This window comes from uncultured Psychroserpens sp. (genome assembly GCF_947501425.1).
Lineage (GTDB): Bacteria > Bacteroidota > Bacteroidia > Flavobacteriales > Flavobacteriaceae > Psychroserpens.
On record NZ_CANMVN010000006.1, the window covers coordinates 51,216 to 72,194 of the forward strand.

Consider the following 20,979-nt stretch of genomic DNA (forward strand, 5'->3'; position numbering starts at 1 on the left):
CGATTTACTCAAATACAAATAAGTAAAACTAAAACATGAGTAAATTAAAAATTGCAGTTCAAAAATCTGGTCGACTTCATGATGATTCCATGAAGATTTTAAAAGCCATTGGGATTTCTATCGACAACGGAAAAGATCAGTTAAAGGCATCAGCCAAGAACTTTCCTTTAGAAGTATTTTACCTACGAAACGGAGATATTCCACAGTATTTAAAAGATGGAGTTGTTGATTCGGCTATTATTGGAGAAAACGTTTTAATAGAAAAAGGAAGCGATATTCCTAGTATTGAAAAGCTTGGTTTTTCTTCCTGTAAAGTTTCTATTGCAGTACCTAAAGGAGTTAGTTATAATTCTATTACAGACCTTGAAGGAAAGCGTATAGCAACATCTTATCCAAATACAGTAAATCAGTTTTTAAAGAAAAATAATGTCAATGCCAACTTACATATCATTAATGGATCTGTTGAGATTGCACCTAATATTGGATTGGCAGATGCAATTGTAGATATTGTATCCAGTGGAAGTACATTATTTAAGAACGGATTAAAGGAAGTTGAAGTTTTATTGAAATCAGAAGCTGTATTAGCTGTATCGCCTTTAATTTCTTCGGAAAATGAACAGATTCTTAATAAGATTCAATTCAGATTACAGTCTGTTTTAAAGGGAAGACGCAACAAATATGTACTTCTCAATGCGCCTAATGAAAAATTAGATGCCATTATCAATATCCTACCTGGAATGAATAGCCCAACAATATTGCCCTTGGCCAAAGAGGGTTGGAGTTCACTTCACTCTGTAATCAACAAAAATGAATTTTGGGAGGTCATTGATGAGCTTAAAAAAAACGGAGCTGAAGGAATTTTGGTATGTCCAATCGAAAACATGGTATTATAATGAACACAATAATCAACCCAAATAGAGCAGATTGGTCAGAGCTATTACAACGACCAACCCAAACAGTAGAGAATATTGAACACACTGTCAATGAGATTTTTAATGATGTACAAAGGCACGGTAATCAGGCCATATCTAAATACACAGAGTTATTTGATGGAGCGCAAATAGAAACAGCAACAGTAACAGTCAATGAGATCAATGAAGCGTCTCAGTTGATTGGAGCCGATTTGAAATTAGCAATCCAAACCGCTAAACAAAATATTGAAGCGTTTCACACAGCTCAAAAAACTGAACGAGTAACTGTGAATACGTCAAAAGGTATTGAATGCTGGCAAGAAAAACGAGCTATTCAAAAAGTTGGACTCTACATTCCTGGCGGAACAGCACCTTTGTTTTCAACGGTTTTAATGCTAGCTGTTCCTGCTCAAATCGCAGGATGTAGAGATATCATACTATGTTCTCCTCCAAATAAAGAAGGTAAAATCGCAAATGAAATTTTATACACAGCGCAATTATGTGGTGTCACTAAAATTATCAAAGTTGGAGGAATTCAAGCGATTGCTGGATTGACTTTTGGTACCGAAACTATTCCGCAGGTCTATAAAATTTTCGGACCAGGAAATCAGTTTGTGACTGTGGCGAAACAATTGTCTACAAAATATGGCGTTGCTATTGATATGCCAGCTGGCCCGAGTGAGTTACTCGTAGTTGCCGATGACTCAGCAAATGCAAGTTATGTAGCATCAGACTTGCTAAGTCAAGCTGAGCATGGTGCTGACAGTCAGGTAGTCTTAGTATCAACCTCGAAAGATTTGATTAAAAGCACTCAAACCGAAATTGAAAAACAGATGCTTGAGCTACCAAGAAAAGAGATGGCTCAAAAAGCCATTGATAATTCAAAGTTCATTTATGTAGATACTAAAGAAACGGCTCTAGATATTATTAATGAGTACGCACCTGAACATTTTATTATTTGTACTAATAATGATCAGTATTACATTGAAAATATTGAAAATGCAGGTTCTGTATTCATAGGAAACTATACACCTGAGAGTGCTGGAGATTATGCATCTGGAACTAATCACACCTTACCTACTAACGGATTTAGTAAAGCCTACTCTGGTGTGAATCTGGACAGCTTTACTAAGAGCATCACATTTCAGAAGATTTCTAAAGAAGGTATTTTAAATATTGGAAATACAATTGAGTTAATGGCAGAAGCTGAAGGCTTACAAGCACATAAAAATGCAGTTACACTACGATTAAAAGATTTGACATAATGGAAGATTTTAGCTTGGATGAACTAGTAAGAGATAATATCAAACGTCTGAAGCCATACTCTTCGGCAAGAGATGAGTACAAAGGTGTAACTGGTGATATGGTATTTCTTGATGCTAATGAAAATCCATTTGAAAACGGTGTAAATCGTTATCCTGATCCACAACAGCGTGATCTTAAAGCTAAGATCTGTGAATTGAAAGGTGTGACAGAAGCACAAATACTTCTTGGTAATGGAAGCGATGAAGTGTTGGATCTTATATTTAGAGCGTTTTGCGAACCAAATAAAGATTGTATTATTACATTGCCTCCAACTTACGGTATGTATGAAGTTTTAGCCAATGTAAATGCTATAGGAGTACTTAAAATTGAACTAGATGACCAGTTCAATCCTAAAGTTGATGAGATATTACAGTCAGCTAATGAATCAACTAAATTATTATTTCTATGCTCACCTAACAATCCAACATCTAACAGTTTTGAAGCTAAGGATATTGAACGTTTAATTTCTGGATTTAAAGGTATAGTGGTGATAGATGAGGCTTATATCGATTTTTCTAATGCAGAAAGCTGGATCAGTAGACTAGTTGATTATCCCAACTTAATTGTCACTCAAACCTTATCAAAAGCTTATGGCATGGCTGGAGTTAGATTAGGAATTTGCTATGCTTCAAACAAGATTATTTCAGTTTTAAACAGAATAAAACCACCATACAATGTTAATGCCCTCACACAGATTAAATCTCTAGAGCGCTTATCTGTACCAGAAGAAGTTTCTACGGAAATTCAAAGAATTTTGAAGCAGCGAGATTGGTTGAGTTTAGAATTAGAAACCATCTCTTTTGTAACACATGTTTATCCATCTGATGCTAATTTTATTTTAGTCAAAGTAGATGATGCTAATAGAAGATATTCGGAATTAATAGCCAAAGGTATTGTAGTAAGAAATAGAACCACACAACCACTCTGTGAGAACTGTTTACGATTCACAGTCGGTTCGCAAATAGAAAATATAAAGCTAATCACAGCACTAAAAGAACTTTAGAATTTGTTATTCTGAGCTCGTTTCAGATTAACACAAATAATGAGATGCTGAACTAAATTCAGCATAACAACAATAAAATTATGAAGAGAGTATTATTTATAGATAGAGATGGGACTTTGATCAAAGAGCCAGCAGATGAACAAATAGATTCCTTTGAAAAACTGGAATTCTATCCTAAAGTATTTCAATATTTAAGTAAAATTGCCAGAGAGCTGGATTTTGAGATTGTCATGATTACTAATCAAGACGGTTTAGGAACAGATGTGTATCCAGAAGATACATTTTGGCCAGTACACAACTTTATTTTAAAAACTTTTGAATCAGAAGGTGTTACTTTCGAGGAGCAATTTATTGATCGAACGTTTGCAAAAGATAATGCACTAACAAGAAAGCCAAATACAGGATTATTGACAAAGTATTTTTCTTCGGAATATGACCTTGCAAATTCATTTGTTATTGGAGATCGATTAACTGATATTGAGCTGGCTAAAAACCTAGGCTCTAAAGGTGTTTTTATTAATGACAACACCAATTTAGGAACTGATGAAATTACAGTAAAACGTGACGAATTGAATGCTTTTATAGCTTTAGAGAGTAATGATTGGGAAGCGATCTATACTTTTCTAAAAGCCGACGCACGTCTAGGTAGTATTGAAAGAAACACCAATGAAACCAAGATTAAAATTGATCTCAATCTCGATGGAACAGGTCAGAGCAATATCGATACAGGAATCGCTTTTTTTGATCATATGTTAGATCAGATAGCACGTCATGGAGAATTAGATCTCAATATAACAGTTGATGGTGATCTTGAAGTTGATGAACACCACACTATAGAAGATACAGCTATTGCCTTAGGAGAGGTATTTGCAACAACGCTTGGTAATAAATTAGGAATTGAACGTTATGGGTTTTCATTACCTATGGATGATTGCTTTGCTCAGGCTGCTATTGACTTTGGAGGTAGGAACTGGTTAGTATGGGAAGCCGATTTTAAGCGTGAAATGATAGGTAAAATGCCTACTGAAATGTTTTATCATTTCTTTAAGTCATTTACTGATGGTGCTAAGTGTAATTTGAATATTAAAGCAGAAGGAACTAATGAACACCATAAAATAGAAGCCATTTTTAAGGCTTTTGCAAAAGCGATTAAAATGGCTGTAAAACGTGATGTAGAGAAAATGATCCTTCCATCAACTAAAGGAATGTTATAATGAAACTAGTAATTATTAATTATGGTGCTGGAAACATAAAAAGCATCCAGTTTACGTTTAAACGACTGGGATTTGATGCGAAACTAACAAGTGATCCTAAAGTTATCAAAGCTGCAGATAAGGTGATTTTTCCTGGTGTAGGAGAAGCAAGTTCTGCAATGTATATGTTGAAAAAGAGCGGACTAGACACACTTATTCCTAAGCTAACACAGCCTGTTTTGGGTATATGTCTAGGCATGCAGTTAATGTGTAATACGACCGAAGAGGGAAACACTAAAGGTCTTGGTATCTTTGATGTCGACGTAAAACGATTCAGTAATGATGTTAAAGTTCCTCAAATGGGATGGAACACAATAAAACATCTGAAATCTGATTTATTCAAAGGTATTAATGAAGGAGAATATATGTATTTAGTGCATAGTTATTATGCTGAAAATTGCAATCAGGCGATTTCAACTTCAGATTACGAATTAGAATATGCTTCAGCTTTGGAAAATGAAAATTTTTATGGTGTACAGTTTCACCCTGAAAAAAGTAGTGTGGCTGGAGAACAACTTTTAAAAAACTTTATAGAATTATGAGAATAATACCAGCTATTGATATTATTGGAGGTAAGTGTGTACGCTTAACAAAAGGCGATTACGATACTAAAAAAGTATACAATGAAAACCCTGTAGAAGTCGCTAAGACCTTTGAAGGTGCGGGAATTCAGTATTTACACTTGGTTGATCTCGATGGAGCAAAAGCAAAGCACATTGTCAATTATAAAGTGTTGGAGCAGATTGCATCTAAGACTAATCTTAAGATCGATTTTGGAGGCGGACTTAAATCTGATGAAGATTTGCATATTGCTTTTAATTCTGGTGCTAAACAGATAACAGGAGGAAGTATAGCAGTTAAAAATCCAAATACGTTTGAGAGTTGGATTGCAAAATATGGTGGTACAAAAATCATTCTTGGTGCCGACTGTTACAATGATAAAATTGCAGTTAGTGGTTGGCAGGAAGAGAGTGATATGGATGTAATTCCTTTTATAAAGACTTATGAAGGTAAAGGTATTAATTATGTGATATGTACAGATATTTCTAAAGATGGTATGCTTGAAGGTCCTTCATTTGATCTCTATAAACGTATTTTGTCAAGTTCAAAAGATATAAAGCTTATAGCGTCAGGAGGCGTAACATCTATAGAAGACCTCAACAAGTTGGAGGATTTAGGTTGTGAAGGCGCTATTATTGGTAAAGCTATTTACGAAGGACATATTAGATTAAGAGATTTAGAAACACACTTTTAGACTATGCTAACTAAACGAATTATTCCTTGTTTGGATATTAAAAATGGTAGAACTGTAAAAGGTGTCAATTTTGTAGATCTGCGTGATGCAGGTGATCCGGTTGAATTAGCAAAACAATATGCTAAACTCGGTGCAGATGAATTGGTGTTTTTAGATATTTCTGCTACACAAGAGCGAAGAAAAACGATGCATGACATGGTACTAAAAGTTGCTGAATATGTCAATATCCCATTTACAGTAGGAGGTGGTATATCGTCAGTTGAAGATGTTGATGATCTGTTGCATTGTGGTGCTGATAAAGTGTCAATAAATTCTAGTGCAGTAAAACGACCAGAGTTGATTAATGAATTGTCAAAGAAGTTTGGAAGCCAATGTGTTGTGGTTGCTATAGATGCAAAAGAGATCAATGGTGAATGGTTTGTGCATTTGGCAGGAGGAACTATTCCAACAGAGTTGAAGCTATTTGACTGGGCTCTGGAAGTTGAACAACGTGGTGCAGGAGAAATTCTGTTTACCTCAATGAATCACGATGGAACCAAATCAGGCTTTGCTGATAAAGCCTTAGCTACATTGTCAAATTTGGTAAACATTCCCATAATTGCATCTGGTGGTGCAGGAAACGTTCAGCATTTTGTTGATACATTTCAAAAAGGGAAAGCTGATGCCGCTCTTGCTGCCAGTGTTTTTCATTTTGGTGAGATTCAAATTTTAGACTTAAAAAGAGAATTAAGAGCGAATAACATAGAAGTAAGATTGTAATAATGAACATAGATTATAAAAAAAATAACGGACTCGTACCTGCAATTATTCAAGATGCATCAACTCGCAATGTGTTAATGTTAGGCTATATGAATGAAGATGCACTGAAAAAAACAATAGATACAAAATTGGTCACATTTTTTAGTAGAACGAAGCAACGCTTATGGACTAAAGGTGAGGAGAGTGGTAATGTGTTACATCTCGTAGATGTGAAATTAGATTGTGATAATGATACACTTCTGATAAAGGTAAACCCAGAAGGACCAACTTGTCACAAAGGTTCTGATACCTGTTGGAATGAAGATAATTCTCAGGAGTATGGATTTCTATCACATTTAGAAGATGTAATTGAAAGTCGTAAAAACTCAGCGTCTGAGGACACATCCTATGTGGCTTCATTGTTTGCAAAAGGCATTAATAAGATTGCTCAAAAAGTAGGAGAGGAAGCAGTTGAAGTCGTTATAGAAGCTAAGGATACCAATGATGATTTATTTCTTAATGAAAGTGCCGATTTATTGTTTCATTACTTGATCTTATTACAAGCTAAAGGTTATAAGCTTGATGATATTGCCAATGTTTTAAAAAGCCGAGAAAAATAAAACTGTCGCTAAACTAATTTAACGACAGCTATTCTAATGTAAAAGTTTAAAGTTTAATCGCGCATTAGAAACACTTGAACTTTTTATAGGATGAATTAATTACTACGATTTTCTATAATTTCTAATGTTTGTTGCATCCAATCTTTGTCATAATCCAATGTGATATCTGGAGCAACACCTTTGCCTTCAAATGCTATATACTTATGAAAATTCATATCTGTTGGTGTCATTTTAAAATGACCAGATGGTGTATTGTATTGGTATCCATAATTTTTACCATAAGCAATAATGCCGCGTGTTGTTTGACCAAGATGAATAGCGTGTTTTAACTTTTTAAGTTTTACTGTAAATTGCTCTCCATTACTACCAGTAAAACAATTAGTTAAGATATAGATTTTTTTGCTTTTTAATAGCTTTAAAAACGTGTCAGAGTATTTTTTATTTCCACCACTATTGCTTCTAAGATCTACAATAATATGTTTGGCAGTAATCTTGTCTTTGACGTCTTTGTAGAAGTTTAGATGTGCTTCTTTTTCGCTATTACTGAAATTTCTAAAATGCAGATATTGAGTATTTTCATTAATCTGCTTAAACTCTAATTGCGGTTGGTCATTTTCAGGGAATTCAAAATTATTTGTATTTCCTAATTTTTTATAAGACCATAGTCTTCCATTTTCAAATGATAAACTCTTTACAAAATGTGGTATTCTGGTGTTTATATCATATTGATACACATTATACTTATTATCAGTAGTATGCGTTGCATAAAACCGAATTTCTCCTGGTATCCAATGGTTCAGACTACTGTTTAAAACAACGCCTATTAAGTCCTTTTTATTTTCAGCATAATAAATGCCTATTTTCTGAGATTTTTGATAATTATAAATACCTTCAAGACTTTCAGCAGGTTTATTGCCCAGTTCTTTTTCCAGATCTCTAAGGTTATATGCTGATTTTGGATGATTTTGAAATAATACTGAGGCTTTAAAATTTGATAATTTGTCAGCATCTTCTGCAATGTCTTCTGATAGGTAAGAATTATTCATTTGAATAGACGCATGAACATCATTTACTAATAACATTTGCTCTAATAACATTTTGTAACACGCTTCAACAGGAATTGGTGTTTCCATTTTTGCTGAAAGTCTGTTATAAGTGTTTGTAAATTCTTCAGCTTTTTTGCCTTTAATCTGTTTTTTATATGAAGGCATTTTCTTCATTTTTTCAACTACAAAATCTAAATCGGCTTTGCAATCGCAGGTTGATGATTGTGCAAATGTTGAACTGATTGTAAATATTAAAACAATACAAAATGTCTCTAATGGTTTCATAATAATTAAATTTTACGGATTAAACTTTCTGAGGCAAATGTATTTAACGAGTCTAATAAAACTCAATTATAATGCGTGTTTGGGGTGAATTACACCTATCATGTGGTGAAATTTAATAGTGCTTTTGTTGCTTCTAGGTAAGTTTTAGAAATAGGTACTTCAATGTCATGAGAAAGTGACAAGAAATGTTTCCCTTTTTCTGTATTCCATGTTTGAAAATGATACGGATTGATGATATAACTACGATGTGTTCGTAATAATTTGGGAAAGCTGTCTGCAATGGTTGACAACTTATTTCTGATGAGCGTTTTTTTCAGGGCTTGTCCGTTAAGGTATATGACTTCAATATAATTGTCTGATGATTGAATACAGATCAAATCGTTAAGGTGCAATCGCAAACTTTCGTAATGCCCTTCACCTTGTATTTCAATTTTTTGTTCTTCAAGTTTCTTGTCTTTATATTTTCCGAAGGCAAAACGACCAATGATAACAATAGGTAATATGGTGAGTATCGCTGGCAACATAATTGCTTTTATGTGATACCAAAGACCATATCGATTTGGATGCCATTCTATTATAAAATGCAAGTAAAATAGACGTAAGATGACTATAGTTATACCAATAAAAACAACCAAAAACAGCACTTCATTTAGCAAAGTCCAAGATGTGTGGTTTCTTTTGAATAGCCAATTCTGAAAAGGTAGTACGACAACATATAATAGCGCTCCCAATACACCATAAATTGGTAAATAGATTAACTTTTCAGAATCTCCAAATTCATTAACGTCTAGTGGTTCAGTAAAATATAGAAAGACAAAAATCCAAATAGCAAGACCTAATGCAATAAGCAAATGGTGTTTAGTAGATGGATCAAATGGGTATTTTATATTCACAGACAATTTTAAAGTTTAAAAATATAACTTCATTCTTATATGGGCAATAACAAATCTCTCAAAAATTTTGTAAAAACTTGTAGAATAGCGTTCTTGCTAATATGTTTAATAAGCGCTATTATTATTTAATTAAAATCCAATATTTGGGCTACAGGTTTCACGGTTGGCAAAAACAACCTAAGCTTAAAACCATCCATTTAATGATTGATAGAACTTTAAATTTCATTCTAGATGGTAAGGAATTTAAAACTCTAGGTTCTGGTCGTACGGATGCTATGGTGTCTGCAAACGAAACTGCATTTGAATTATTCATCTATGAGAAAATTGAAGACGAAGAAGCATTTTTAGCCTTATTTAACCATAATCTTCCTCAGGATATAAGGGCTTTAGGAATTGAACAAGTAGATGCCGATTTCAATATTATTCAGCATTCTAAAATAAAGGAATACATCTATTTGTTTGCTTTCGGACAAAAATGTCACCCATTTTGTGCACCAATAATGACAACCATTTTAGATGATTTGGATATAGATATCATGAAAGAAGGCGCAAAACTTTTTGAAGGGACACACAATTTTAAGCCGTATTGTTTTAGAGCCACAAATAACGGTGTGTATAAGAGAACTGTTGAAAGTTGTGTTCTTACAGAGAACACTTTGTTTACTGCGAGTTTCTTTCCGAAGCAAAGCTACACGCTCGTTGTGAAAGGAAAAGGCTTTGGTAGAAACCAAATCAGACTTATGATGGGAACGTTAATTAAATTGGGTAGAGGAGAAGTTGATTTAAAATATATTAAAGCATCGCTAAAACCAGAAAGCAATGAGGTCATGGATTTTATTGCGCCTGCTTCAGGCTTGATCTTAAATAGCGTAGATTTTGAATGATTTATTTTAGTTTGGGTTCTCTTTTTATTGCCTAAAATATAACAACGGTTAAATTTTTAATCTCGCAGAGGCCATCACACTCTGATCAGCATAATTACCTTCTAAATATTTTAAGTGACCAACAATGGCAATCATTGCTGCATTATCAGTAGTGTATTCAAACTTTGGAATGTAAGTCGTCCATCCAAACTTTTGCTCTCCTTTTTTAAGTGCTTCACGTATACCAGAATTTGCTGAAACACCGCCTCCAATAGCAATATGAGTAATTCCAGTTTGTTTGGTCGCTAATTTTAGCTTGTCTGTTAAAATACCAATAATCGTATATTGAATGGATGCACAAATATCGTTAAGGTGCTCCTCAATAAAGTTAGAGTTAGCTTTGACTTGTTTCTGAATAAAATATAAAATCGCAGTTTTTAATCCAGAGAAGCTAAAGTTTAAACCATCTACTTTTGGTTTAGTAAACTGAAATGCTTTTGGGTTTCCCAATCGTGCTCGTTTGTCAATTTCTGGTCCTGCTGGATATCCTAAACCTAGAAGCTTCCCACTTTTATCAAAGGCTTCTCCAACGGCATCGTCGATAGTCTCTCCAATAACCTCCATGTCAAAATACGAATTGACCTTTACAATTTGGGTGTGACCTCCAGAAATAGTCATTGCCAAAAACGGAAAAGGAGGTTTGGTGAAATCCTCTTCTTCAATAAAGTGCGCTAAAATATGCGCTTGCATATGATTAACATCTATGAGTGGAATATCTAAACCATAAGCCAATGATTTAGCAAATGATGTTCCTACCAGCAAAGACCCCATTAATCCTGGTCCGCGTGTAAAAGCAATAGCAGTTAATTGTGCTTTACTAATACCTGCCTTTTTTAAAGCCTGATCTACTACAGGAACAATGTTTTGTTGATGAGCTCTGGAGGCTAATTCTGGAACCACACCACCATACTCCTCATGTATTTTTTGGCTAGCTACAATGTTACTGAGAATCCGACCGTTATGCATTACAGCAGCTGCAGTATCATCACAAGATGACTCTATAGCGAGAATATATATATTTTGTGAGCTCATTAATATAATTTAGGCACAATAATTGTTAATTTTGAGGTCAAAGTTATAACTTTCATAGCGTATCAAGAAATTCCTAAAAATAGTATCAAAGATATTAGCAATAATTTTGCTATTGTTCATCATTTTGGTGTTGATATTATCTATTCCAGCTGTACAAACTAGTTTAGGGAAATACGTGACTAATAGAGTCAATGATGACTTCGGAACAAATATTAATATCGGTAAGGTAGGTCTTCAATTTAATGGTGATGTTGAACTCAAAGAAATATACATTGAAGATTATAAAAAAGATACACTTATAGCTATTGAAGAGTTGAATACCTCAATTCTTAGCTTCAGAAACCTCTCAAACGGAAAACTTAATTTTGGCGATATTGATATTATGGACTTGGTATTCAATATCAAAACCTACGAAGGTGAAGAAGATACCAATCTGGATATATTTGTCGCTAGATTTGATGAGGACAACCCAAGAAAAGAAAAAAGTGAATTTTTATTATCATCAAGTGACGTATCAATTTATGATGGTAAGTTTAATCTAATAGACGAAAATAAAGAAAATCATAACCTTCTAAAATTTCTTGATCTCAACATTAATGCAACTAATTTTGTAATCGCAGGAAGTGATGTCAGAACTCGAATCAATACCTTAGCCTTTAAGGATAGCAGAGGCGCTCATGTTCAAAACATGATGACAGATTTTGAATATACACTAACTCATATGACTTTTGATAATTTAAGTATTAAAAGTGAGAAGTCTATTTTAAAAGGAAATTTACGCTTTGATTACAATCGTGAAGATTTCAAAGAGTTTGAAGATAAAGTTCAGGTAACGGCTAATTTTACAGATTCTGAAGTGTATTTAAATGAGCTTAATTCTTTTTATAATGAATTTGGTATTAACCAAAGAGCAAACCTTAATGTCAACCTAACAGGTACACTTAATGATCTAAATGCTGAACAACTTCAACTTAATGCCAGCGGTAGAACCAAAATATTTGGTGATCTTAATTTTAAAAACCTGTTTAGTAAAGCTAAAGGTGATTTTTCTATGACTGGTCGTTTTGATAACCTATCATCAAATTATTACGATTTGCGTGCCATGTTGCCAAATATTCTAGGAGAATCTATTCCTTCGGTATTTTCAAAACTTGGAAATTTCACCATCACAGGAACGTCTTTTATTACAGATTCTACCATTGATGCCGATTTAAAGATTAATACGCAATTAGGATTGATTGTATCTGATATGAAAATGACTCATGTGGACGATATTGATAATGCTGATTACGTTGGAAATGTAGTTTTTGATGAATTCGATCTTGGTGTCTTAATAAACGATCCACTGGTAAAGACCACTTCTTTTGATCTGGATGTTGATGGAAAAGGATTCACCCTAGAAAATCTTAGTAGTCAAGTTTCTGGTCAAGTATTTCATTTGACTTACAATGATTATGACTATAAGGAAATAGAAGTGTCTGGTAAATTAGGAAATCAGATTTTTAATGGGTTATTAGAATCAAAAGACAAAAATTTCAAATTTAAATTTAATGGACTTGCCGATTTATCCAAGGACATAAAAGCCTTTGATTTTAATGCTAACGTTGCTTATGCAGATTTAAGAGCGCTTAAATTTGTGACAAAAGACAGTATTTCAATATTTAAAGGAAATGTAACCACATCAATGAAAGGCTCCTCAATTGATGATGCCTTTGGTACATTGAATTTCAAAAACACAACTTATATCAATGAGAATGATGAATACTATTTTAAAGATTTTAAAATAGAATCTAAATTTGATAGCGATAAACGAAGCTTGACTATTAATTCTCCCGATATCATTCAAGGGACCATGAGTGGTAACTTTAAGTTTAAAGATATTGGAAAGCTTGTTGAAAACTCTATTGGTAGTATTTATACCAATTATGTACCCAATAAAATTGAAACAGACCAATATCTGGAATTTGATTTTAAAATCTATAATAAGATCGTAGAAGTCTTTTATCATGATCTACAGTTAGGTCCAAACACAACAGTTAAAGGAAGAATTGAAACCGACGAAAAGCAATTCAATCTTACATTTAAGTCGCCTCAAATAAAGTTATTCGATTATTTTGCTAATGATATTTCAGTGTTAATTGATAATGGAAACCCCTTATTCAATACCTATGTTGAAATAGATACCTTAAGTACAAAATACTATGATGTCTCTAAGTTTAGTTTAATTAATGTGACACAAAGAGACACCTTGTTTATCAAATCTGAGTTTAAAGGAGGAAAGCAAAATGCTGATGATTTCGATCTTAACATGTATTATACAATTGATGAAAACAATAAATCGGTTGTTGGATTCAGAAAGTCTGATATAGAATTCAAAGGAAACACTTGGACAGTAAATCAGGAAAAGAATAAACTTAATAAGATTGCTTTTACCAGAGACTTTAAAAACTTTGATATCAGCCAAATGGTCATGAGTCATTTCAATGAGCAAATAGAACTCTCAGGAATCATTCAAAATGATAATTATAAAGATCTTAAATTAGATTTTACAGATGTCGATCTTACCAAGATCACACCAAGAATTGATAGTTTACTCTTGGAAGGACGTGTTAATGGTAAGTTGGAGTTGCTACAGAAAAACGGAGTGTATTTACCCAATTCAACTGTCGTAATTAGCGATTTGGAAGCCAATGATTATGAGCTTGGAGATCTCAACGCTATTGTAAAAGGAAATCAATCTTTAACTAACTATATTGTTGATCTATCTCTTGAGAACGACAACCTTAAAACACTCACAGCAAAAGGTGATATTGATGTAAGTTCTAATAATTCTAACATCAATCTGGATGTTAATTTTGAAGAATTCTTATTAGATCCTCTAGATCCATTTGGAGAAGGAGTGATTACCAATATTAGAGGTTTAGTAACTGGTAATGCTAAGGTTACAGGAAGTCTAAAGAAACCACAATTTGATGGACAACTGTTATTAGATAATGCAGGACTAACCATACCTTATTTAAATGTAGACTATAGTTTCGATTTTGATTCGCAGGTGAAATTAGAATCTCAAAAATTCATTTTTCAGCAAGTGGAAATCACAGATTCTGAGTTTTTCTCAAAAGCAACATTGAACGGCTATATTGGACATCAGAATTTTTCAGATTGGAAATTAGGCCTCATCATAGATACTGATCGATTATTGGTATTGAATACAGATTATGATGAGGATGAACTTTACTACGGAACAGCCTTTGTAAACGGAGAAGCTGATATTTCGGGACCAACCAACGAACTTAAAATTGAATTTAACGGAAGTACAGCTGAAGGGACCATTTTTAAAATACCATTAAGCGATTATGAAACCTATGGAGAGAATTCATACATTCATTTTGTAACACCAGAAGAAAAAGAAGCACGACTCAAAGGAGAAGTTGTTGAAACGACTGAGGTCAAAGGTCTGGAGCTTGAATTCAACTTGTTTGTAAACCCGTATGCAGATATCGAAATTGTAATTGATAGAAACCAAGGAAGTACCATACAGGGTAAAGGTAATGGTAACCTCTTGTTTGATATCAATACCAACGGAAAGTTTAAAATGTTTGGTGATTTTCAAATTCAAAGCGGAACTTACAATTTCGCTTATGGCGGATTTATACAAAAGAAATTAGAGGTAGAACCCGGCGGAAGTATGCGTTGGGAAGGTGATCCACTAAAGGCTAATATCGATCTTAAAGCCATTTATAAAACAGAGGCTAATCCTTCGGTGTTATTGGATAATCCAATTAATAGAAGTATTCCAATTGAAGTGGAAATTAATTTACTCGGACAACTAGAGCAACCAGAATCTGATTTCACCTTTAATTTTCCAAATGTAAATTCTACAATAAAATCTGAGTTAGATTATCGTTTAGAAACCAAAGAAAGCCGCTTTACACAAGGAACTTTCTTGCTTGTTACTGGATCATTCCAAAGTGATATAGGACTAGGGCAACAAGCTTATGGTACAGTATCAGATAAAGTTAATGCACTTATTAATAGCTTAATATCCAATGAAAACGACAAACTAAAAGTTGGGTTTGATTATCAGGTCGGAGAGCAGACAGCAGATTATCAAACCGACGACAGATTGGGTGTAACACTCAGTACAAAAATTAGTGATCGTGTGCTAATTAACGGTAAAGTGGGTGTTCCAATTGGAGGCGTTGAGCAAACGGTTATAGCAGGAGATGTAAGAATTGATGTCTTACTAAATGAAGAAGGAACATTAAAGGCTTCGTTTTTCAATAGAGAAAATAGTATTAGAAATTTCGGTGAGGAAATAGGCTATACTCAAGGTGCCGGAATTACTTATAATGTCGAGTTTGATACTTTCAAAGAATTGTTCCAGATTATCTTCTCTGGAAAGAATAAAAAGAAGGAAGAAAAAAAGGAAGAAAAGAAGAAGGAAGATGATGAAAAAATGACTCCCGACTTCATTACTATCAAATCAAAAAGCGACTCAAAAAGCAATTAATTCTACTCATTTTTAACAATTTTTCTTTTTTTTATTAACGAAAACGTTTGAGTTTTTGAAGTCCTGTTAAATTATCTCCAATAGCGTTCTTATTGTAGTTTTTCTTTACTAGTTTTACTATATCAAAAGTAAAATTCATGTTGCATAAGATTAAAAAAATAGGAGTTATGACCTCTGGAGGTGATTCTCCAGGTATGAATGCTGCAATTCGTTCTGTTGTTAGAGCTTGTGCTTTTCATAATATAGAGTGTGTTGGTATTTATAGAGGCTACGAAGGTATGATTGAAGGCGACTTCAAAGCTATGGATGCTCGTAGCGTTAAAGGTATTATCAACAAAGGTGGAACCGTTTTAAAATCTGCCAGATCAAAAGAATTTAGAACTAAAGAAGGAAGACAAAAAGCACATGAAGAATTGACGAAAGCTGGTATCGATGCCTTTGTCGTTATTGGAGGAGATGGAAGTTTCACAGGAGCAATGATCTTTAGTCAGGAATATGACATGCCAGTCATGGGAATACCTGGAACTATTGATAATGATATCTTCGGAACAACTCATACACTAGGTTACGACACAGCATTGAACACTGTTGTTGAAGCCTGTGATAAAATTAGAGATACAGCTAGTTCTCATAATCGCTTGTTCTTTATTGAAGTTATGGGTCGTGATGTTGGACATATAGCGTTGAATGTAGGAGTTGGAGCTGGTGCAGAGGAAATATTAATACCTGAAGAAGATCTTGGTTTAGACCGTTTACTAGAATCTTTAAGACGAAGTAAACAATCAGGTAAGTCTTCAAGTATTGTCATCGTTGCTGAAGGTGACAAGATAGGAAAAAATGTTTTTGAGCTTAAAGATTATGTTGAAGAACACATGACCGAATATGAGGTAAGAGTATCTGTATTAGGTCATATGCAACGCGGAGGATCGCCTTCTTGTTTTGATCGTGTACTAGCAAGTAGAATGGGAGTAAAGGCTGTGGAGAGCTTAATAACAGGGCAATCCAACTGTATGGTCGGACTCAAGAATGACGTTATGGAATTAACACCTCTTGAACTTGCTGTAAAAGGAAAATCAAAAATAAATATGGAATTATTGCGTGTATCTGATATCATGACGATATAGGTAATTAAAATAAAATTAATACTAACAAAAGAAATTTAAACACATGAAATTAGGAATAAACGGATTTGGTAGAATAGGAAGAATCGTTTTTAGAGCAACTGTCAAGCGTGATGATGTAGATGTTGTTGCAATTAACGATTTACTAGACGTAGAACACTTAGCATACTTATTAAAATATGATTCTGTACACGGAAACTTTGATGGAACTGTAGAAGTTAAAGATGGGCATCTGGTTGTGGATGGTAAAACTGTTAGAGTTACTGCAGAAAGAGATCCAAAAAACTTAAAATGGGATGAAGTAGGTGTAGATGTTGTGGCTGAGTGCACAGGTATTTTTACTACTCTGGAAACAGCGAATTATCATATTGAAGCAGGTGCTAAAAAAGTAGCTATTTCAGCGCCAAGTAAAGATGCGCCTATGTTTGTTATGGGAGTTAATGATGACGAATTAACAGGTGATCATACAATTGTATCTAATGCTTCATGTACAACAAACTGTTTGGCTCCAGTTGCTAAAATTGTTGATGATAACTTTGGTTTAGAAGAAGCTTTGATGACTACCATTCACGCAAGTACTGCTACTCAACTAACTGTTGATGGACCATCTCGTAAAAATTATAGACTCGGACGTTCTGCAATTATGAACATAATTCCTTCTACTACAGGTGCTGCAAAAGCGGTTGGAAAAGTAATTCCTAAATTAAATGGAAAACTTACCGGAATGGCATTTAGAGTGCCAACTGCTGACGTATCTGTTGTAGATTTAACGGTAAGAACAAAAGAAGAAACCTCGTTAGAAGAGATTAAAGCTGCTTTCAAAAAAGCTTCTGAAGGTTCAATGAAAGGTGTGCTAGGATATACTGAAGATGCAGTAGTATCTCAAGATTTTGTTAGTGATACACGTACTAGTATTTTTGATGCAGAAGCTTGTATTGAGTTAAATCCAAGATTCTTCAAACTTGTGTCTTGGTATGACAACGAATTTGCTTACTCAAACAAGTTGGTCGATCTGGCTCAGAAAATACATTCATTATAATATTCATTTTTAAATCCGTGGCTGTTTCAGCTACGGATTTATTTTTACATTCAGATCATGATTTTAATCACTGATGGTGGCTCTACAAAATGCGACTGGATTGTTGTAGATAAAGAGGGCGAACAGCTTTACGAAAAGATTCGTACAAAAGGTCTCAATCCAGCAATACTAAAGGAAAAGAAGCTTTATAAAATCATACAAAAGAGCGATGAGTTAATGCAAATTAGAGATCAGGTGACTCACGTGTTTTTTTATGGCGCTGGTTGTGGTACAACTAATCCTAAATTAATCCTCACAGGTGTCCTGGAATCTATCTTTAAAAATGCATTGATTGATGTGCAGGAAGATACTATGGCTGCTGTTAGGGCAACTTTAAACCACAATGATGAGGCTGCTGTAGTATGTATTATGGGAACAGGTTCCAATTGTAGTTATTTTGATGGTCATAAACTTCATCAACGCGTTTTATCACTTGGATATACTGTTATGGACGATGCTTCTGGTAATTACTTTGGGAAAGCATTACTACGTGACTACTACTACAATAAAATGCCTGGAGATATTAAAGTGGCTTTTGAGCATAAATATAACTTAGATGCCGACTTTATTAAATACAATTTATACAAACAACCTAATCCTAATGCTTATCTGGCCAATTTTGCTGAGTTTATGTTTCTGAATAAAGACTCAAGATATATAGTGGACATGATAAAAAAGGGAATTCGATTATTTGCTGAGAATATGATATTCCAATATGAGGAAGAGCTCAAAACAGTACCTGTTCATTTTGCTGGATCTATTGCTTATTTCGCGAAAGCTGAAATTCATGAGGTAGCAGATGAAATGGGATTCACTGTTGGTAATTTTGAACGACGACCGATTGATGGTCTTGTTGCTTATCATATCAAAGCGTTACAATAATGGAAATTGCAATTATTGCTCATGATGGAAAGAAAGCAGAAATGGTTCAGTTCTTAAATGAGCATAAACAAATCTTACATCAAAAGAATATCACCTTAGTTTCCACAGGAACTACTGGTGAAAAAGCAATAAAGGCTGGTTTTAAGGTTCAGAGTTTACTATCTGGTCCGTTAGGAGGTGATGCTCAAATTGCAGCTAGAGTTGCTGAAGGTCTATGCGATATGGTCTTGTTTTTTAGAGATCCACTTGCAAAACATCCACATGAACCAGATGTATTGATGTTGCTGAGACTTTGTGATGTTCACGATGTACCCTTAGCGACAAATCCAGCTACTGCAGAATTATTGATGAAGGCTATTTAGCGATTAGCTTTAAACGATTTAATGATTACCAGACCACATAGGACGGTTACAGCAACTAAGCCAAACGCTAGCAAGGTTTTTCCGTAGATAAAGTTTCCTATTGCAAACAAGGTGCAATACACACCAATAACACCACAAAAGAATCCAAGAATCTTCATTCCGAAGCCTTTAAATTTAGACTCGTTTCCAAAAATTAGACTATTAAAAGAGTTAAGTGTATTCTCATCTGTTGGTTTCGTTAGTAAGGTAACAATGATCCATCCAAGCGTTGTGGCTACAACACCAAATACCAATTGCCAATGGCCTGCAAGTTCTATCATTGGTACGTCCATTTTTCCGTTTATAAAAAAGAATAAGGCTATACCAAAAGAGATCACCATTGCTGCTATTTCACTGTAAGGATTAATACGGCTCCAGAACCATCTTAGAATAAACAATAGTCCGGTACCAGCACCAATTTGCAACATTAAATTAAAGGCGTCTCTTGCTTCTTCGAGAACTGTTGCTAATAATGCAGCGAGTATCATCATTACTACTGTTGAAATTCTACCCACTAGTACTTGCTCTTTATCTGATGCTTCCTTGCGAATAAAGCGCGCATAGAAATCATTGACAACATAAGAGCTTCCCCAATTTAAATGGGTTGAGATGGTACTCATAAAGGCAGCAATCAATGAGGTAATGACGATGCCTAATAAACCAGCAGGCAAAAATGTAAGCATGGCAGGATAGGAGAGGTCATTCTTTACAAAAGAGGCTTCTAAATTTGGAAATGCAGCCTGTAAGCTATCTAAGTTTGGAAATATGATGATTGACGCTAAACCAATAATAATCCATGGCCATGGACGTAAGGCATAGTGAGCAAAATTGAAGAATAACACGGCCCAAGTAGCATGCTTTTCATCTTTGGCAGCTAGCATACGTTGCGCAATATAACCACCTCCACCAGGCTCAGCACCAGGATACCAAACACTCCACCATTGTACTGCTAACGGAATAATAAGTAGCGGAATTAATAGTTCAGGGTTTGAAAAATCAGGGAGCATTGTGGTTTTTGAGGCGACTTCTGGTGTAGAGAGTAATTTTGAAATCCCTCCAATCTCAGGCATGTTTACTATATGAACAGTTGCCCAAATACTACCAACCATTGCAATAATAAACTGAACAAAATCGGTTAATAGTACACCTTTTAATCCACCTAATGTTGAATAAATAACCGTAACGATAGAGGCAATGAACAAAGTTTGAAAAGTAGTGAAGCCAAACATGACATGTCCAATTTTGATAGCAGCAAGACAGACATTTGCCATGATGACAATATTAAAAAACACACCCAGATATATAGCTCTAAATCCACGTAGAAACGCTGCACTCTTTCCGCTATATCGCAATTCATAAAATTCCAGATCGGTTGTAATTCCACTTTTTCGCCACAGCTTAGCATAGAAGAATACGGTTAACATTCCTGTGAGTAAGAAACTCCACCAAATCCAATTTCCGAAGACACCATCCTCACGAATGACACCTGCAACAAAATTTGGAGTATCAGCGGCAAAGGTAGTGGCTACCATACTTACACCTAATAGCCACCAAGGCATATTTCGGCCAGAGAGGAAAAATGCTTTAGAATCTTTACCTGCTTGTTTAGATACATAGACACCAATACCAGCAAATAATACTAAAAAGAAAATAATGATGATCCAATCAAGTGTTGAAATTGTCATAATTGTAATTGAGGAGTTAGAGTAACAAATCTAAT

At 34.4% G+C, this 20,979-nt stretch carries 18 protein-coding genes; 14 read left to right on the plus strand and 4 right to left on the minus strand.

Annotation, left to right across the window (positions count from 1 at the left end; genetic code table 11):
• Window positions 1-35 precede the first annotated feature (35 nt).
• The 8 genes from hisG (at window position 36) to hisIE (ending at window position 7,085) form a co-directional block, all read left to right on the plus strand.
• A complete protein-coding gene (gene hisG, locus Q0951_RS10210; RefSeq protein ID WP_299336555.1) occupies window positions 36-893 on the plus strand; it encodes an ATP phosphoribosyltransferase in 858 nt (285 codons plus the stop codon).
• Window positions 893-2,176 (plus strand): histidinol dehydrogenase, encoded by a 1,284-nt coding sequence (hisD, locus tag Q0951_RS10215; RefSeq protein ID WP_299336557.1) that lies wholly within the window; start codon window positions 893-895, stop codon window positions 2,174-2,176. Before hisG ends, hisD begins: the two co-directional genes overlap by 1 nt.
• A complete protein-coding gene (hisC, locus tag Q0951_RS10220) occupies window positions 2,176-3,219 on the plus strand; it encodes a histidinol-phosphate transaminase (protein WP_299336559.1) in 1,044 nt (347 codons plus the stop codon). Before hisD ends, hisC begins: the two co-directional genes overlap by 1 nt.
• A gap of 80 nt (window positions 3,220-3,299) precedes the next feature.
• Window positions 3,300-4,433, plus strand: a complete 1,134-nt coding sequence (gene hisB / locus Q0951_RS10225) for a bifunctional histidinol-phosphatase/imidazoleglycerol-phosphate dehydratase HisB (protein WP_299336561.1) — start codon at window positions 3,300-3,302, stop codon at window positions 4,431-4,433.
• The gene (gene hisH / locus Q0951_RS10230) at window positions 4,433-5,014 is read left to right on the plus strand and encodes an imidazole glycerol phosphate synthase subunit HisH (protein WP_299336562.1); all 582 of its coding nucleotides are present in this window, start codon (window positions 4,433-4,435) and stop codon (window positions 5,012-5,014) included. The genes hisB and hisH overlap by 1 nt, the downstream gene beginning before the upstream one ends.
• The gene (gene hisA, locus Q0951_RS10235; protein ID WP_299336564.1) at window positions 5,011-5,727 is read left to right on the plus strand and encodes a 1-(5-phosphoribosyl)-5-[(5-phosphoribosylamino)methylideneamino]imidazole-4-carboxamide isomerase; all 717 of its coding nucleotides are present in this window, start codon (window positions 5,011-5,013) and stop codon (window positions 5,725-5,727) included. The genes hisH and hisA overlap by 4 nt, the downstream gene beginning before the upstream one ends.
• Window positions 5,728-5,730: 3 nt before the next feature.
• On the plus strand, window positions 5,731-6,486 hold the full coding sequence (gene hisF / locus Q0951_RS10240; protein ID WP_299336566.1) for an imidazole glycerol phosphate synthase subunit HisF: 756 nt from the start codon (window positions 5,731-5,733) through the stop codon (window positions 6,484-6,486).
• Window positions 6,487-6,488: 2 nt separating this feature from the next.
• Window positions 6,489-7,085 (plus strand): bifunctional phosphoribosyl-AMP cyclohydrolase/phosphoribosyl-ATP diphosphatase HisIE, encoded by a 597-nt coding sequence (hisIE, locus tag Q0951_RS10245; RefSeq protein WP_299336568.1) that lies wholly within the window; start codon window positions 6,489-6,491, stop codon window positions 7,083-7,085.
• A 95-nt stretch (window positions 7,086-7,180) separates the two neighbouring features.
• On the opposite strand, the gene Q0951_RS10250 is transcribed toward hisIE, so the two are convergent.
• Complete coding sequence (locus Q0951_RS10250) at window positions 7,181-8,416, minus strand: S41 family peptidase (RefSeq protein WP_299336570.1); 1,236 nt, start codon at window positions 8,414-8,416, stop codon at window positions 7,181-7,183.
• 98 nt (window positions 8,417-8,514) lie between these two features.
• Window positions 8,515-9,309: a LytTR family DNA-binding domain-containing protein gene (locus Q0951_RS10255; protein ID WP_299336572.1), complete on the minus strand. Its 795-nt coding sequence runs from the start codon at window positions 9,307-9,309 to the stop codon at window positions 8,515-8,517.
• A 101-nt stretch (window positions 9,310-9,410) separates the two neighbouring features.
• On the opposite strand from Q0951_RS10255, the gene Q0951_RS10260 reads away from it, so the two are divergent.
• Entirely contained in the window at window positions 9,411-10,193 is a 783-nt protein-coding gene (locus Q0951_RS10260) for a tRNA pseudouridine(38-40) synthase TruA (RefSeq protein WP_299336574.1), read from the plus strand.
• 48 nt (window positions 10,194-10,241) lie between these two features.
• Here the strand turns inward: Q0951_RS10260 and tsaD are convergent, their stop codons facing one another.
• Window positions 10,242-11,264 carry a tRNA (adenosine(37)-N6)-threonylcarbamoyltransferase complex transferase subunit TsaD gene (gene tsaD, locus Q0951_RS10265; protein ID WP_299336576.1) on the minus strand — a complete coding sequence of 341 codons (1,023 nt, stop codon included), beginning with the start codon at window positions 11,262-11,264 and terminating at the stop codon, window positions 10,242-10,244.
• A gap of 112 nt (window positions 11,265-11,376) precedes the next feature.
• Here tsaD and Q0951_RS10270 point away from each other — a divergent pair, with 112 nt between their 5' ends.
• The 5 genes from Q0951_RS10270 to Q0951_RS10290 all read left to right on the plus strand — a co-directional run bounded on the left by Q0951_RS10270 (window position 11,377) and on the right by Q0951_RS10290 (window position 19,220).
• On the plus strand, window positions 11,377-15,777 hold the full coding sequence (locus tag Q0951_RS10270) for a translocation/assembly module TamB domain-containing protein (protein ID WP_299336578.1): 4,401 nt from the start codon (window positions 11,377-11,379) through the stop codon (window positions 15,775-15,777).
• Between the two features lie 137 nt (window positions 15,778-15,914).
• Complete coding sequence (pfkA, locus tag Q0951_RS10275; protein ID WP_299336580.1) at window positions 15,915-16,901, plus strand: 6-phosphofructokinase; 987 nt, start codon at window positions 15,915-15,917, stop codon at window positions 16,899-16,901.
• Between the two features lie 43 nt (window positions 16,902-16,944).
• Window positions 16,945-17,937, plus strand: coding sequence for a type I glyceraldehyde-3-phosphate dehydrogenase (gene gap, locus Q0951_RS10280; protein ID WP_299336583.1), 993 nt, complete (start codon window positions 16,945-16,947; stop codon window positions 17,935-17,937).
• Between the two features lie 57 nt (window positions 17,938-17,994).
• The gene (locus Q0951_RS10285) at window positions 17,995-18,858 is read left to right on the plus strand and encodes an N-acetylglucosamine kinase (RefSeq protein ID WP_299336585.1); all 864 of its coding nucleotides are present in this window, start codon (window positions 17,995-17,997) and stop codon (window positions 18,856-18,858) included.
• Window positions 18,858-19,220: a methylglyoxal synthase gene (locus Q0951_RS10290; protein WP_299336587.1), complete on the plus strand. Its 363-nt coding sequence runs from the start codon at window positions 18,858-18,860 to the stop codon at window positions 19,218-19,220. The genes Q0951_RS10285 and Q0951_RS10290 overlap by 1 nt, the downstream gene beginning before the upstream one ends.
• Here Q0951_RS10290 and Q0951_RS10295 read toward each other — a convergent pair.
• A complete protein-coding gene (locus Q0951_RS10295) occupies window positions 19,217-20,944 on the minus strand; it encodes a sodium:solute symporter family protein (protein ID WP_299336589.1) in 1,728 nt (575 codons plus the stop codon). The genes Q0951_RS10290 and Q0951_RS10295 overlap by 4 nt on opposite strands.
• Window positions 20,945-20,979: the final 35 nt, after the last annotated feature.